The organism is Neorhizobium sp. BETTINA12A, from assembly GCF_023006485.1.
Classification (GTDB): Bacteria; Pseudomonadota; Alphaproteobacteria; order Rhizobiales; family Rhizobiaceae; genus Neorhizobium.
Genome location: NZ_JALBGW010000018.1, coordinates 47650 through 62982, shown reverse-complemented (window position 1 = coordinate 62982; position 15333 = coordinate 47650). Strand labels below are relative to the sequence as shown.

Annotated in this window: 9 protein-coding genes and 2 pseudogenes; 6 read left to right on the top strand and 5 right to left on the bottom strand. The window is 58.6% G+C overall.

The features are described 5' to 3' along the window. The first annotated feature begins 22 nt into the window (after nucleotides 1–22). The 4 genes from MOV61_RS08070 (at nucleotide 23) to MOV61_RS08055 (ending at nucleotide 7873) form a co-directional block, all read left to right on the top strand. Complete coding sequence (locus tag MOV61_RS08070; RefSeq protein ID WP_247136198.1) at nucleotides 23–5425, top strand: toxin TcdB middle/N-terminal domain-containing protein; 5403 nt, start codon at nucleotides 23–25, stop codon at nucleotides 5423–5425. Between the two features lie 94 nt (nucleotides 5426–5519). Beyond that, on the top strand, nucleotides 5520–6377 hold the full coding sequence (locus tag MOV61_RS08065) for an RHS repeat-associated core domain-containing protein (RefSeq protein WP_247136197.1): 858 nt from the start codon (nucleotides 5520–5522) through the stop codon (nucleotides 6375–6377). Nucleotides 6378–6379: 2 nt separating this feature from the next. Further along, a complete protein-coding gene (locus tag MOV61_RS08060; RefSeq protein ID WP_247136196.1) occupies nucleotides 6380–6826 on the top strand; it encodes an Imm26 family immunity protein in 447 nt (148 codons plus the stop codon). An 84-nt stretch (nucleotides 6827–6910) separates the two neighbouring features. Then, nucleotides 6911–7873 carry a transglutaminase-like domain-containing protein gene (locus MOV61_RS08055; protein ID WP_247136195.1) on the top strand — a complete coding sequence of 321 codons (963 nt, stop codon included), beginning with the start codon at nucleotides 6911–6913 and terminating at the stop codon, nucleotides 7871–7873. A gap of 381 nt (nucleotides 7874–8254) precedes the next feature. On the opposite strand, the pseudogene MOV61_RS08050 reads toward MOV61_RS08055, so the two are convergent. From MOV61_RS08050 to MOV61_RS08040, 3 genes and pseudogenes are all read right to left on the bottom strand, one after another. Next, nucleotides 8255–8461: pseudogene (locus tag MOV61_RS08050) on the bottom strand (transposase domain-containing protein); the annotation flags it as partial. Between the two features lie 451 nt (nucleotides 8462–8912). Next, nucleotides 8913–9773, bottom strand: a complete 861-nt coding sequence (locus tag MOV61_RS08045) for a hypothetical protein (RefSeq protein WP_247136194.1) — start codon at nucleotides 9771–9773, stop codon at nucleotides 8913–8915. Between the two features lie 101 nt (nucleotides 9774–9874). Further along, nucleotides 9875–10288, bottom strand: coding sequence for a hypothetical protein (locus MOV61_RS08040; RefSeq protein WP_247136193.1), 414 nt, complete (start codon nucleotides 10286–10288; stop codon nucleotides 9875–9877). A gap of 41 nt (nucleotides 10289–10329) precedes the next feature. Between MOV61_RS08040 and MOV61_RS08035 the strand changes: the two genes are divergently transcribed. Together MOV61_RS08035 and MOV61_RS08030 are read left to right on the top strand one after the other, a co-directional pair. After that, nucleotides 10330–11502: a hypothetical protein gene (locus MOV61_RS08035; protein ID WP_247136192.1), complete on the top strand. Its 1173-nt coding sequence runs from the start codon at nucleotides 10330–10332 to the stop codon at nucleotides 11500–11502. Between the two features lie 338 nt (nucleotides 11503–11840). Then, nucleotides 11841–12474: pseudogene (locus MOV61_RS08030) on the top strand (DDE-type integrase/transposase/recombinase); the annotation flags it as partial. An 83-nt stretch (nucleotides 12475–12557) separates the two neighbouring features. Here MOV61_RS08030 and MOV61_RS08025 read toward each other — a convergent pair. Next, entirely contained in the window at nucleotides 12558–12881 is a 324-nt protein-coding gene (locus MOV61_RS08025) for a hypothetical protein (RefSeq protein WP_247136191.1), read from the bottom strand. A 99-nt stretch (nucleotides 12882–12980) separates the two neighbouring features. Next, nucleotides 12981–14780, bottom strand: coding sequence for a thiamine pyrophosphate-requiring protein (locus MOV61_RS08020; protein WP_247136190.1), 1800 nt, complete (start codon nucleotides 14778–14780; stop codon nucleotides 12981–12983). Nucleotides 14781–15333 lie beyond the last annotated feature (553 nt).

Genomic DNA, 15333 nt, shown 5'->3' with positions numbered 1-15333 from the left:
TGCCACCGCCAACACGTGGACGGTGACCGACCGCGACGGAACGGTGTCGCTGTTTAAATCGGTGATGGCGATTGCCGGCAGCACGCCGGCGTCCGGCACGCCTGATTATCAACTGCAGCATGACGGCCGCTTCCTGCTGGCGTCGGTGACCGACACCAACGGCAATGCCGTCAACTATGCCTATACCTGCCCGGACCTGCCGGTGTGTTATCCGTCGGTGGTCAGTTATGGCGGGATGAGCGTCAACTTCCACTATGAGGCGCGGCCGGACTTCCTGGTGATGGCCAACGGGCTGGGGCTGTCCTACACCAAGCAGCGGATCAGAACGATCGCGGTGAAGGTCGGCGGGGAACTGCGATCGGCCTATACGCTCACCTACGACCAGGCGCCGTTCTCGAACGCCTCGCGGCTGACCAAGGTCGACCGCTACGGTCGCGATGCCACCGTCTCCTCCGCAGGCGTTGTCACCGGCACCACGTCCAAGACCATCCGCCAGATGATCTATGACAACCTGGCGTTCAGCTATATCGGGCGAGGGCTGCAAACGCCGCGGCGGCCATCCACAGACTGGTATCAGCCTACCCAGGATCTGACGGTGGACTTCGATTCCGACGGCAAGGATGAACTGCAAAGGGTATATAATGTCGAACATTATTCGCAGGAAGACCTGGGCACCACAACGATTTGGGAACTCTACAATTTTAATACCTATGGGGAAGGGTACCTTGCCACTGCGGTCGATCTGAGACCGCTTCACAGGAAGGGCGAGAACTCGCGGGTATTTCCCCTGGTACCGGGGCGCTTCTCTGCCGGCGCGCCGAAAGAGGTGCCGGTATCCTATACATATGGGAAGCTCGTGGGAGATGATTCCTACCAATACCTCAGCGCAAAGGCGATGATCTCGGTCGGGGCTGGCCTCAGCGCGGTTCTGACCGAATGTTATCCGGTCGCGTGCTCCTATTTTTATCAGGAGCCGACCACATCTTCCGAACCGCCGTCGATAGCGACGCTCGATCATGACGGCGACGGAACCGATACCATTGTTGGAGGCGGGATCCTCGGAATGGGCGACTTTGGTGCGAACGGCCGCCAGGGATACGTCAATACCGACAACTGGGCCTCGGCCTATCGCGTCATCAACAACGCGTGGGTGGCCTTTCCGATCGGCGCCAATTGCTCTCCGTCGATCTACAATTTCTACGTCTGCACGCTGGGTGACCTGAACGGGGATGGCGCGACGGACCTGGTTGCCGCATCGAAGCAATCCAGCGGCGATACGAATTATACGGGGCAGATCTGGCTGTCGACGGGCAAGGGATTTGTTCAGGTCCCGGGCACGTTTCCCTGGCGTCTGGGAACCGGTCTTCGTGATGCCGACAATGACGGCAAGGTGGATATTTACCAGGATGGAACGGTCCTGACGCTCGGCTTTACCGCCGCGGGCATCCAGCTTCTTCCGTCGGGCTACGCCTTGCCATCCGGCTACGGCGTCTCCGGCGACTTCAACGGTGATGGCCTTCCGGATTTGCGGAAGGGAGACAGCCTGATGATCTCGGAGGCCGGCAATGGCAATCCGAATCTGCTGCGAACGGTGAAGCTGGAGACCGGCGGGCCGGTTGGGGTGGATTACACGCCGTCGACCCGGTGGGCGAACGTGTTCATGCCGCAGGTGCTGCATGCGGTGACGCGGTTGCGAGTGTATGACGGGCGCGGTCAGGAGGCGGCGACCGACTATGCCTATGCGGGCGGGCTCTATAACGCCAAGGCCCGCAAGTTCCTGGGCTACAAGACGATCACCATGACCAAACCTTTGGCCAATGGCGAGACGACGCGCCCGGTGGTCGAGACGACCTACCGGCAGGACCTGGCAAGCTACGGCCTGCCGGAGAAGACGGTGATGCGCAACAGCGCCAACACCGCCTCGAAGACGGTGGCCGAGACTTATACCGTCAATGCTGCGACCAAGCCGTACAAGGCGCTGAACACGGCCAGCGAGACGACGCTGACCGAGGCGGGGACCTCGCTTATCCTTCGCAAGGAACGGATCTTCGACGCCTATGGCAATACCAGCGAGATCCGCGACTTCGGCCGCAAGGACGTGACCGGCGACGAGACCTGGACCTTGGCGTCCTATGCACCGAACACGGCGGCCTATATCGTCTCGCTGCCTCGGCAACGCAATGTCCGCTCGGGCGGGTTCGATCCAGCGACGGCCATCAACGAGCAGCAGGAGGCCTTCCATTATGACGGTGCAGCCGACGCTGCGACCCCGCCGACCAGAGGCAACCTGACGACAAGGAGATCGTTCAAGGCCACGATCCCGGCTGCGACGTCTTCCGATGAACTGTTCTCCTATGACGCTTACGGCAACAAGCTGTCACATGTGGACGGGGAGGGCAGCCGCACGGAGTGGGACTATGATCCGGACTATCACCTTCATGTGGTGACGGAGCGGGCGCCGAAGTATTTTGCGACCGGCGGCCAGCCGGCGGATGCCCGGTTCGTATCCACCTTCACCAACGATTATGTCTGCGGCAAGCCGGCGCGCAAGGTCGACTGGAACGGAGTGAGCGAGACGTTCACCTACGATCCGTTCTGCCGCCCCTATGGCTATGCGAATTGGGGCACCGGCAAATACGTCAACACCCGTTATGAGAATGAAGGCAATCCGGCATCCCAGGCGGTGGTCAGTTATGAGCCGCTGGCGACGGGCACGGGGGATGTGTTCACCCGGACGTTCTATGACGGCCTCGGCCGGCCATGGCGGGTGCAGACGCCGGGCGAGACAGCCAGCGGCCAGACCCGGATTACCGATACGAGCTATGATGCCCGCGGCAATGTCTGGCAGACGGCCTTTGCCCGGTTTGCCGACGAAACGGCGCAATGGACGGTCAACAGCTATGACTGGCAGGACCGGGTGGTCAAGACCGTCAACCCGGACGCCTCGCAGCGGACCTATACCTATTACGTTCAATCTGTGGCCTCTGTCGGCGGCACGACCAACCTGCCGGTGATGGAAGTCCGCATGACTGACGAGGAGAGTAAGCTCCGCCGCACCGTCACGGACAAGGACAACAATGTGATCGTCGCTTCCAGCCAGTTGGCGGGGACCTGGGTCAACGAATACCGCAGCTACGACGTTGTCGGGCGGCTCAGGGGCGTGCGCGATGATGGCGGCGCCACCTGGACCTATACCTATGATCTTCTGGGCAACCGTCTGACGGCGAGCGATCCGGATCTCGGCACCTGGTCCTATGCCTACGACAATGCCAACCGTCTGATCAGCCAGACGGATGCCCGCGGTGCGGTGACGACGCTCAGCTACGACCAGATGGGCCGGCTTCTCACCAAGCAGGTCAAGGGAGGCGGCGAACCGGTTCCGGGGGTTCGTGATCCGATCTCCGGCTATTACACCGTTGACTCTGGCACCAATGGGCCCTTGGCGCGCGGCTTTCACCGCAATGGTGATATCGTTCGTGGATACTCTATCCGCTGGCTCCCAAGGGGCGGGAGTGGTCAAACACTGGCACTCACCGAAGCCCAGTACAATGCTGCGGGCACGGCAACCGGCTATACCCACACCGACGGCTACACCTACTTCCGCGATCCCACGGCCGCGAACGAAGTCCCATGGATTTACACTGATGAATACACTTTTCAATCAATCTACACGTCCGGAATTGCTCGGCGGAACGGTTCGAGTGGCGCTCGCGATCCGGTCTCCGGCTATTACATCGAGGGTGGCGTCATCCCTAGCGTTGGGCGCGGCTTTCACCGTGAGGTCTTGGAATCGATTTTCGACTACACTTTTTATTGGCTAGGCGATGGAATGGACGGGGGAGTAAGGACGCTCTCTCCGGCCCAGTATAATGCGGCGGCAACGGCAACCGGCTACACCCACACTGACGGCTACACCTACTTTCGCGATCCCACTGCCGCGAATGAAGTCCCATGGATTTCTTACCCCGATGATTGGCCGTTCCCTTTATTCAGTTATACGTCCGGAATTGCCCGGCTAAGCAGTTCGAGTACCACTGGCGGCGAGACCACCGCCACGGTGACGGCTGCCAACACCTATGACACGGCCGAGCCCGGCGTCGGATCGGCTCCCTTCCACAATGTCGGGCTTTTGACCAAGTCGGTGAACGGTGCGGCGACCCAGAGTTTTAGCCGCAGCCTGACCGGTTCGACAACGGTGCTGACCACAGCGACGGTGATCGACGGGGTGACACACACGACGGTGGAGACCAGGGGCAGGTCCGAGCAGACGCTGTCGATCGCCTATAGGCCGGAGGCACTGTCTGCCCCGATCCCTGTCGGCACGCCGGCCGATCCCTGGACCTACAATGCCGCCAACAAGCTCTCGACGGTGCCCGGCCTGATCACCGCCGCCAGTTACGAGGCGGACGGGCAGACGAAGTCGATCGCCTATGCCAACGGGGTGACGACGCAGTTTGCCTATTCGCCTACCCGGCGCTGGCTCTCGCGGGTGACGACGGCCAAGGACAGCACGGTGCTGATGGACAATCAGTATACGCTGCGCGACAAGCTCGGGCGGATCAGGACGATCACCGGCCTCACTCCCGCCGACAGCTGGACCTATGCCTATGACGACCTCGACCGCCTGGTCTCGACCGACAATGCCGGCAACAATGCACTCGACGAGACCTACAGCTACTCGACGACCGGCAACCTTCTGTCGCGCACCCGGATCGCCGGCACCTATAGCTATCCGGCCGGCACGGCGGTGCGTCCGCATGCGGCAACCCAGATCGGTTCAAAGACGATCGGCTACGACGCCAACGGCAACATGCTCTCGGACGGCACCCGCACGCTTGTGTGGGACCGGTCGAACCAGCTTGCCAGCGTCAGCCAAGGCGGCTCGGCGGTCAGCTTCTCCTATGGTCCGGACGGATCGCGGGTGATGAAGAACTGGGCGCTCGGCAAGACGCTTTACGCCGGGGCGGATATCGAGATCGACCGCACCACGCCGGGGTCTGAGACCTATACCTATTATCCGCATCCCGACATCAAGCTGGTGACGACGGCAACCGGCACGACCACCAGAAGCTTCCTGCATCGCGACCACCTGGCGTCGGTGCGGCTGGTGAGCGACGAGGCGGGTACGCTTGCCGAACAGACCAGCTATGCGGCCTATGGCGAGACCACCAATCCGGCGATGCAGACCAAGAAGGGCTATATCGGCGAACGCTTCGATGTCGAAACCGGGCTGATGTATCTCAACGCCCGCTATTACGACCCCGCCTTCGGACGGTTCATCGAAAAGGATGACCAGGCCGACATGGACGTGGACGGCGAACGTCAGGCGAAGACCATCCTCCGGCTTCAACCGGCGGCCATCGCCAAACCCGGATCTCCCACATCCGCCCACGGCACGGCAGCTTCAACCGGATCAGGCAGATAACAGAGCGCCCAGGCGAGCGGCCGACACAAGGTCGCTCGCCACGACAAAACCACCTTCACGCACCGTTCCAACTCTCGCACCCGGAAAATCCTCGATGCGCTCTCTCGTCCGGCCGTTCCTTGCTCGCGTCCTCAGCATGCTCTTCATCTGCAGCATGCTGGCCGCGCCGTTCGCCTCAACCGCCAACGCACGCTTCATCTCACCCGACGACTGGGACCCGACCATGGAAGGGGTCAGCACAAACCGATACGCCTACGCCCAGAACGATCCCGTCAATAAGTCCGATCCCAACGGACATTCCATCAGCCCCGACGTCGACGACTACGGCAGCCAAGGAACAGGCGGCGACGGAGGCAAGCAGCAGGAGCAGACCCAGGCCTCAAAAGAAATCGGAGAAAAAGCCGGCGATCTCACAGGCGATCGCGAGCGGGACAAGAAATCCGGTCCGCAAATGGCTGGCGATCCAAGACATGGTGACGAGGATAATCACCCTCTCGATCATCTGGTGGGGGATGTAACGCCCTTAAGTGCTGGCACCATCCATTCTCCTGACTTCGAGCCGATAACAATGTGGGCCCCAGGATCTTTCGTGGGAGGGGGACGGGCCACCGGGGGAGCGGCGGCTAGAACTTACCAAACGTATACAAAGACTCATGAGTTAACCGGGCAGCTATACACGGGAAGAACTAGTGGATATGGAACTCCTCTCGGCAACATCGCTGGCCGTGATGCCGGCCATCAAATGAACGCGAAAGGCTACGGGCCGGCACAACTGGACAAAACTAGCCCCAATGCGGCGGCAATTCGCGGAAGAGAGCAGCAGTTGATTGACCATATGGGTGGAGCAAGATCGATGGGTGGAACGTCCGGCAATTCGATTAATGGTATCTCACAAAACAATCCAAACAGGAGCCATTATTTTTCAGAGGCGCTTAGGGAGTTCGGAGAGTGATCATGCAAAAGATCAAACGTGGTGATGTTTATGAGATTACACTGGGAGCGAATGCTTTCGCCTACGCGGTGGCGTTGAAGAAACCTCTCTACGGCTTTTTTAACAAAATGTTCGATCACACCGTCCCTATTGACGAAGTCGCAAAGGCAGATTTTGCGTTTCGCTGCTGTGTTGCGGATTCCGCGGTTAAGACGGGGCGGTGGGTGAAGGTGGGGACCTGTAAACCCGATCATATCTGTGACCAAATCACTTTCTTCACGTATGACAGGATAAGTGGGAAACTTTCATCATATCGAGAGAGCGAAAATGGCACGGACAAGCCTCTTTCTCCGGACGAGGCTCGCCTGCTTGAGCCTGCAGCAGTTTGGAGCGGAGAACAGGTTGAAGATCGCTTACGCGACCACTTTGCTGGTCGGCCAAATCAGCACCTCCTGTCGATGATGCCTTAGTTGGTGCCGAATGAGCCGCACCTTAATGTCTGTCCTACCAGTCAAGCGACGACGAGGATAAACTTCATCGCATCTTGGGTTGTAATGAATATCTTCATGAATCCAATTAAATTGATCGCCGTTTGGCTGATTTGCTTGTTTGGTTCTTCTGTTTATGCGCAAGACCTCGACTTTCAGGTCGATAAAACTGCAGTCGAGTTGAACAAACTTTTTATCCGGCAACCCGTTTTGGAGGAAGCAAAGCTTGCCATCGATCAATTAGCGGATCCGACTACGGATCCCGTTTCCTCACGCACAACCCTAGATCGGATGACTGCGGACGTTGTCCGTATGGCTGGGTTGAATGCTGGAAATGTCCAGAAGCTCGAAGCACTGAAGCGTTATCTATATGAGAGCGGTGAGTGGAACGCGTTTCGGCCGTTTACCTATGATCTTGCCGATCCCCTGGGCGAAAATCCTACCAATCGGTTGCTGCAGCGATACCTGGACACGCGCCAGGGCAACTGCATCACCATGCCGATCCTTTTTCTCGCACTGGGGCAGCGGCTTGGATTGAAGATGACGCTTGCGCAGGCGCCCCTCCATGTATTTGTCAAATACACAGACGATTCAGGCTCGACATGGAATCTGGAGGCGACGAGTGGCGGCGGATTTACGCGGGATCTCTGGTACCGGCAGAAGTTGCCGATGTCTGACGACGCTATCGCCAAAGGAATTTATCTTCGGCCACTGAGGCATGACGAAGCCGTTGCCTTGATCGCATCATTGCTGGTCGAGCATCATTTGGCTGAAGGCAGGTTCGACGCGGCGATATTGACTGCTGATGCCATTCTTCAACATTATCCTGATTTCGCTTATCTGCTCGTTAAGAAGGGAAGTGCTTATAGCGCTCTCCTACAACGTGAACTGGCCGGAAAGTATACGCGACCCTCGGACATTCCACCTGACGTGAAGGCCAAGGTTGACAGGTGGTATCAGGAAAACATTACGGCGTTCGCCCAAGCTGAGGCATTGGGATGGCGCCCGGAGGACGGGCAGGCGCCTTAGCGGTGGTATCGACGTCTGGCCGGGCTCTACGCCCAGGATTCACGTATGCGTTAGCTGTCGAGCAGGAGGTAAACTGGGGAGATATTTGAAGCGGCGGCATGTTGCTCCAGACTTCCAGAAAAATCTCTAAGTAAGCTAGGCATGACCATCGACAACCACCGCTTATCGATGGTTGGGCATGGGCTAGCGCCATACGAGGTGTAGAAACACAACTTCGAGATGATTTCGTTTAGCAATTCAGTTGCCGCGATTTCAATGCTTTACGATCTCCCTAAATTGCCCGTGAGCAGCTCGATCGACCAGCTTTTCGCGCCGGTATTGAACCGGTGCGTCCGGACGAGCGTGTCGCCTGTTAAGTAGGTCTCCGGTGAAGGCCGCTGGTCATGCTGCCTGAGCGTCGATGGCTGGTGGTGTCCAATTCCATGGAAGCAGTTGCTCCAGCCTGGTAACTGGCGTGTCAGCGATGCGGGCGAGAACGTCGGCAAGCCACGCCTGCGGATCGATGTCGTTGAGCTGTGCCGTCATGATCAATGTGGCTATGAAGGCGGCACGATCTGATCCGGCGAAGAGCCACGACTTCCTGCCGAGTGTGTTCAGCATCCTCAACCGGCCCTGCACCTTGGAAGACGCCATCCGCGAAACGGAAAATCTTCTTACGGAAACCGCCGAACAAGCCGTGCGTCTGATGCTTGCAACACGTTCGGTATTGCGGCCTTGAGAACCGGTGGCCGTACAGCGGGCCAAATACATGACACTTGAGACAATGGCATCGCTTATGAACGGCTCATCGGCACCCCCGCCGAGTTGAGCCATAACCCCGGAAAATTCCAGTTCCAAATTGCCTAAATTATTGGGGGCACGTCACGGCCGCAGCCGAATGCTACACTACTCCCCGGGGCGTCATCCTCGAAAATCTTAAGGATGCGTTTGGTGTTGGCTTTGGTAGTCATGGCTTTTCTCTCTTTGGATATTGCGGTCGGCGCCATCGGCGCCGAGGGGCGTGGTGGTGTTTTTCAAGTAAAACGTGAGATGCCGGTGATTATTGTCCCGGCTCAGCAAATGGAGGTCGGCCTTCCATACGTTTCAGTGCCACCCACACGACGGCATCGATCGCTTCGATCTGCCGGACGCTCAGACGGGAGCGTTCCGTCACCCATTCTCGGTCTTCGAGCAGAGACATTGAGCCGTCGTCTTCTACGTCCACGTACTCACGACCCGGAATCCATGTTTCGCGATCATCAATCGAATACTCGAAACGCAACGATTTCCGGCCAGGTTTCACGTTGGCGAGGCGTGTCGAGACGACTCGAATATCCACCCGCGGTTCAAGATGACCATCCTGATCGCGGCGCAACCCGGCTCGCTTTAACAGGTCGCCAATATCCTTTTCGAAGTCGGCAAGAACATAGTTTCCGTAATCCTGGCAGGCCAGAGCGCTCTCGTAAGCACGATCGATCGCCTCATCGACTACGAGCAGATTGGCCTCCTCTTCAATCGCCGAATGCACAGCTTCGAGATCCTCTGCGAACTCGCGAGCCGCGTCGAAAACGATGACCTGGAACAACAATTCGGCGGTAGGATCAGAAGACAACACCATCGCGTCGTCCATCGAAAAGTGTTTGTCACCATCGACCTGGTAAACACTATGCAGTACGCCGCCGCGCGGAACATGCTTCGCTTTCACATCCTTATATTCAACGATCCGCCCGGTCAGACCGTCGGTTCGATCGGCGTAAAACGCCGCGTCGGATCGTTCGGACATTCTCCGCAGAGCGATATCGATCGCATGATGCACCGTAGGAACAAGCCGTCCATCGAGAGCGACCGGCTCTTCTTCAATATCTCGGCCGATCAGATAGATGTTGACGTTCCTGGATGGAATTGCACGGATTGCTGACATTTGAGACCTCATTGGGTTGCGGTATCCTGCAGCGGTCGACAGTGAATGCCGCCGCAGGTCGCGGGTTGGGTTCGATATTCATTGTGGATAGAAGGGCGCCGCTAGACGGCCTGCCTATAGACGTCTGGACCCACCACAGCGGGCGCTGCGGGATCCGTGCGCATCCGGCCTTTTCGGACGGCCTTTTCTGCAGTGTAGTCGAGATATTCCGCGTACAAGATTAGGGCGCGTCGAAGCGCCGACCTGCGCGAGCCGGAGAGCGCTTGAAACTCCAGGCTCGTTTCCAGGACGGCAAGCTCGATCGCGAGCTCGGCGTGGATCCGCCCCTTCAGGAGTCGCCGCGCTGTGTTTACATTTGAGCGTATCTGGCGAGCCGTTGCGGGGCTCTTGCCGTGACGCCTCAGCCATCGGACGAAGCGACCTTCAGCGCGCGGAATCTCATGCCCGAACTCGCGTGCCAGGATCACCTGACCCAAAGCCTCCGCGAGCGGGGCGGGGACCGCATTGGCGACCATCTGTATGTCACCCGCAAGCTGATCAAGGAATGGATGTCCGCATGCCTCGTGAACTCCAAGAACCCCATCTCATCGAACGAAGCCCCCGCTATGACAAGCGAATGGGAAAGCTCACGCACCGCGGCACCTTCGTCATCAAACACGGGGAAAAACAGTCTGCGACAGGATGCAGTTTCGGCGATGCTGAAGAAGTTAAATCAGCGAAACAAGCCGCGCTCCTGAAGCTCCACGAATATAACGTCGCGCGTTATTCGAAGATCGAGCCAAAGGACGGCTTGCTGGCATCCGAGGTTAAGATCGGCGACATGATCCTCTTTTATCTTCAGGAGAAGGCAGAGGAGATCGAGGCCATGGAGCCGCACCGGAGACGGGAGCATCTCGGCCAGATCAAGCGCCTCAACGAATTCTGGGGCGAGTTGTTCGTGTCGGAGATCAAGAGAAAGAAGTCGCGGGAGTATCAGCAGGACAAGTCTCAGAGCGTCGTCCGCAATGACCTTATCGCCTTCCGTGCCCTGATTAACTTTTGCGCCGCCGAAGGTAAGATCAGGAAGTACGACGGGGAGCTGAACTACGAAATCCCTCCGGGCCTGCCGTCTCGAATGCACTATTACTCAGTCGATGAGTTCAAGGCGCTTTATAAGGCTGCGCGGCGAAAGTGTCACACGTTCCGGGGCAAGAATACACACCGTGTAGCGACGCATCTCGCGCGGTTTATGGTCGTCGCCGCGATCACCGGGACGCGAACCGACCGGGTGGTGCAGGCGTCATTCTATCGTGAGGAGGGACGTCCGTGGATCGACCTTGATAGCCAGATTTTTTATCGGGCCGCCGAGGGCGAATTCGTGCCGCACAACAAGCGGGCTGATCCCGTTCGTATTCCCGATCGGCTGGCGGAGGTGCTGAGACGTTGGCGGGATGGATATGGGAAGGCCAAACCGACGCGATATCTAGTCGAGTTCAACGGCAAGCCATCGTCGGACGGAAAAGCTTTCCTTCGTCTCCGTCGGGAGGTTTTCGGAGAGGAACGCGCTGAGCAGTTGAACAGGCACGCGTTCAAACATACCTGCGTCACCTGGCTCCTTCAGGCGGGTGTAGAAATCGAGGAGGTGGCCGATTACGTTTCGACCGACGCACGAACGCTTCGCCGAGTGTACAAGCAGGTGATCCCCGGGGACTACTCGCCAGTCAACCAAGCGTTCAGTCGTAAATCCTGAGTGGGATCGGTGACGAGACGCGACCGCCAACTCGCCGAGGCTGACGCAGCTTGATTTGCAGGGGGAGTCGGGGCATCTCATGTTCAACAGCTGCCGAAGCGATGACTGGAAAGAACTTCGTCGTGCTTGCCTGTGAAAGGGCAGATTGCGAACGACCTTGGTCGGGCGCTGAACATCATCAAACGAGTATGGAACACATTGGCGAAGGAAGTGATCTTCCTTCGCCGCGAAAATGTGCAGAGGCTCAAATTCTGGGGGTCGTCGGGACGACGCCGCAGTTCAGTTCGAGTTCGATATAGTAGATGGCGTCGTCGCCGTGGCACGGGCAGGAGGGACGGCGTCAGGCGAAGCTTTTCGGCTTCAGTCGTGGCAGCGTCTATTATTCACCCCGTGCCGGACGGCGATATGGCCCTGATGCGGCGGATCGACGAGCTGCATCTCGACTTTCCACTTGCCGGAAGCTGGATGTTGCAGGGGCTTTTGAAAGCGGAAGGGCTTGTCACAGGGCGGCTTCACGTGGCGACGCTGATGAAGAAGACGGGCATTGCATCTGGTCAGAGGGTCTATCCATATCTCCTGCGCAAGCTGGCGGTGACCAGACCAAACCAGGTCTGGGCAATGGACCTGACCTACAATCCCGATGGCGCGGGGCTTTGTCTATCTCTGCGCAGTCGTTGACTGGTTCAGCCGGAGGGTTCTGTCGCGGCGGTTGTCGATCACGATGGAGACGGCTTTCTGTATAGAGGCGGTCGAGGAAGCGCTTGTCCGCTACAGCAAGCCCGACATATTCAATACGGACCAGGGATCGCAGTTCACCTCCATCGACTTCACGGCGGTGCTGAAGAAGGCCGTGCCGGAATTGGTCGTTATATAAACTTTCACGACCAACGACGCCCACATTCATCGCTTGACCGGCAAACGCCGGATCAGGCTTACTTCAATGCGCTGACGTCAATGAAGGCCGCAGCATAATTGAGGCGGAAATCCACTTAGCCAAACGTCCGAACCTGTTCAGACAACCGAGCCAGTTCTCTAGCTCGAGATAGACGATGAACTTAGTCATTAGAATTATTCGGCGGATTGGGATGGGGCGGCAATTCTCCCGGACGGATGACACGCGAGTTACCAGTGTCAGGTGCCGGCTCCACCATCTCGGCGTCACCCACAGAAGGGGCTTTGAGTTCGCCGTTGCAGTCGTCCAATTTCTTGGAGAGATCTTGAGGGCTGCCCGCTGAGCCGTGACCATGGTTTGGCTGCGACGGCGCGACGCATTTTCCGGGCGGCGCCTGCGCACTCGCCACGGACGGCAGGGAAAGGACAGTTGCCACGAGCGGTAACAGCACGAAAAGCAGTTTGAACTTTTTGGGTGTGGTCGGCATGCCTGAATCTCCGTTAGAAGTTTGACCACATGTCGTCCCAGTCGTTCCTCCAAATGGGACATCATCAAAATCTTTAGGGTCCGGCCGCAGGCGTCATTATCATGACGGGCTCTTCTCGTCCCGGCCCGGCAATACGGCACCGAGAACCTGACGGACCGTGCCGCGGATGACACCAGTTTCGTTGGGATCGCCCTTGGCCAGCGTCGTAGCCATGTTCTTGATCTGCTTGAACGTGAAGTGCGGCGGCAGTGGCGGAACCTCCGGGTCGGTCTTGACCTCAAGGATGACCGGGCGGCCCGCAGAAAGCGCTTCGTCCCACGCAGGGCCAACATTTTCCGGGCGATCGACGAACAGCCCTTTCAGGCCGATGAGTTCGGCAAACCGATGATAGCGGACGTCGGGGATCCGCTGCGATGCCTCGAATTTCGGGTCGCCCTCCATGACGCGCTGTTCCCAGGTGACCTGATTGAGATCTTCGTTGTTGTAGACGCAGATGATGAAGCGCTTGTCCGTCCAGTCCCGCCAGTATTTGGCAACAGTGATCATTTCGGCCAAATTGTTCATCTGCATGGCGCCGTCGCCGACAAGGCCGATCACCGGCCGATCCGGATGGGCGAATTTCGCGGCGATGGCATAGGGAACGGCAGCCCCCATTGAGGCGAGCCCGCCTGAGAGCGAGGCCATCATGCCGGGCCTCATCTTGAGGTCGCGCGCATACCAGTTGGCGCAGGAACCGGAATCGCTGGTGAGGATGACATTGTCCGGTAGGCGCGGGGACAGTTCCCATGCGACAAGTTGGGGATTGACCGGATTCGCCTCCGCATGCGCACGCTTTTCGAGCAACTGCCACCAGGCGGCGGTGCTCTTTTCGATATAGCTTCGCCACTTGCCTTCCTTCTGCTTTAGGAGCGGCAGCAGCATCTCCAGTGTCGCAGCGGCATCGCCGACGAGATTGACGTCCATCGGGTAGCGCAGGGAAAGCATGCTGGGTTTGAGGTCGATCTGGACGCCTCTTGCCCGCCCCTCCTTGGGGAGGAATTCTGAATAAGGGAAGCCCGACCCGATCATCAACAGGGTGTCGCAATCGCGCATCAGGTCCCACGACGGTTCCGTTCCAAGAAGACCGATCGATCCCGTCACCCAGGGAAGAGCATCGGGAAGGACGGCCTTGCCAAGCAGGGCCTTGGCCGCCCCTGCGTCGAGGCGATCAGCCACGGCGATCACCTCCTCGGTGGTATTCAGCGCTCCGGCCCCGACCAATATCGCAACCCGTTCGCCGGCATTAAGGATGTCTGCCGCCGCTCCCAGGTCATCGCGGTGAGGCACGACCTTAGGTGCGCGATAGCCGATGCCGGAATGCACGGTTCCGTGGCTGCGGGGCGGTTCCTGATAGGCCATTTCCTGCAGGTCGTTCGGCAGGATCAGCGCCGTCACCGTTCGGTTGGCGAGTGCAATCCGCACGGCGCGATCGACGAGATGGCGGACCTGTGCGGGCGTTGCTGCCTGATGGACGAAGTCGCCGGCGACATCCTTGAACAGGGAGGCGAGATCGACCTCCTGCTGATAATGGCCGCCGATTGCGCTGCGGGCCTGCTGCCCGACAATCGCAAGGACCGGTTGATGATCGAGGCGAGCGTCGTAGAGGCCCGTGACGAGATGGCTGGCACCGGGACCGGATGTCGCGATGCAGACGCCGAGTTCGCCGGAAACCTTTGCGTAGGCGGATGCCATAAAGGCCGCCATCTCCTCGTGGCGGGCCTGGATGAAGTCGATTTTCCCGTCGGCGCGGTTGAGGGCTCCAAAGACGCCGTTTATGCCGTCGCCCGGGTATCCAAACATTCGTCTCACGCCCCATGCATGCAGGCGAGCGACGATGAAATCACCAACAGTCCAGGTCATGGAGTTACCTCTTGGAGTGCTCGTGGGAAACGGCTGGTATCGAAGGCGAACAACGGATGAGGCCGCTTGGTTCCCGCCACAGCGGGGCTTCAAATGTTGGAATCCTTTTCCCATGGCATGAATTGAAAGGCAGCGAGAATGCCCTACCCTATCGAAATCAAAGCCGGGACCCTCTTACCGAAAGGCTTTCTGCCTTTGCCGCGCGTCAGGAAGACTGCGGGAAGGCAAGCCTTCTACATCGGCAAATCAGCGAAGTTTAAGGGCAGGAGATGTGTGCTTTCGGCGCCCTCATTTTGCCTCATAAGACGAAATCCCAGGGCAAAGGACGAAATGGAACTCTGATTGCTGACCGCGGTTCGATTGGCTCAGCATGGAGGCCACCGTGGTCAATCCGAAAGTCAAACGACAGGCAGAAGGGTCTCGCGACGTAGTCAACAAGGAATTGCGCCGCCAAGGCAGTATGCGACCGAACCGGATGACGAGAGGCAGGTGGAGCAAAAAGGGCCCGTACAACTGCTCTCCCAGTCATGATTAATCGAAGCCCGACGGATAC

Coding starts and splice junctions, on each gene's coding strand:
- MOV61_RS08020 (WP_247136190.1), bottom strand. CDS start 14,780: ATGACCTGGACTGTTGGTGATTTCATCGTCGCTCGCCTGCATGCATGG.
- MOV61_RS08065 (WP_247136197.1), top strand. CDS start 5,520: ATGCGCTCTCTCGTCCGGCCGTTCCTTGCTCGCGTCCTCAGCATGCTC.
- MOV61_RS08060 (WP_247136196.1), top strand. CDS start 6,380: ATGCAAAAGATCAAACGTGGTGATGTTTATGAGATTACACTGGGAGCG.
- MOV61_RS08035 (WP_247136192.1), top strand. CDS start 10,330: ATGCCTCGTGAACTCCAAGAACCCCATCTCATCGAACGAAGCCCCCGC.
- MOV61_RS08040 (WP_247136193.1), bottom strand. CDS start 10,288: ATGGTCGCCAATGCGGTCCCCGCCCCGCTCGCGGAGGCTTTGGGTCAG.
- MOV61_RS08025 (WP_247136191.1), bottom strand. CDS start 12,881: ATGCCGACCACACCCAAAAAGTTCAAACTGCTTTTCGTGCTGTTACCG.
- MOV61_RS08045 (WP_247136194.1), bottom strand. CDS start 9,773: ATGTCAGCAATCCGTGCAATTCCATCCAGGAACGTCAACATCTATCTG.
- MOV61_RS08055 (WP_247136195.1), top strand. CDS start 6,911: ATGAATATCTTCATGAATCCAATTAAATTGATCGCCGTTTGGCTGATT.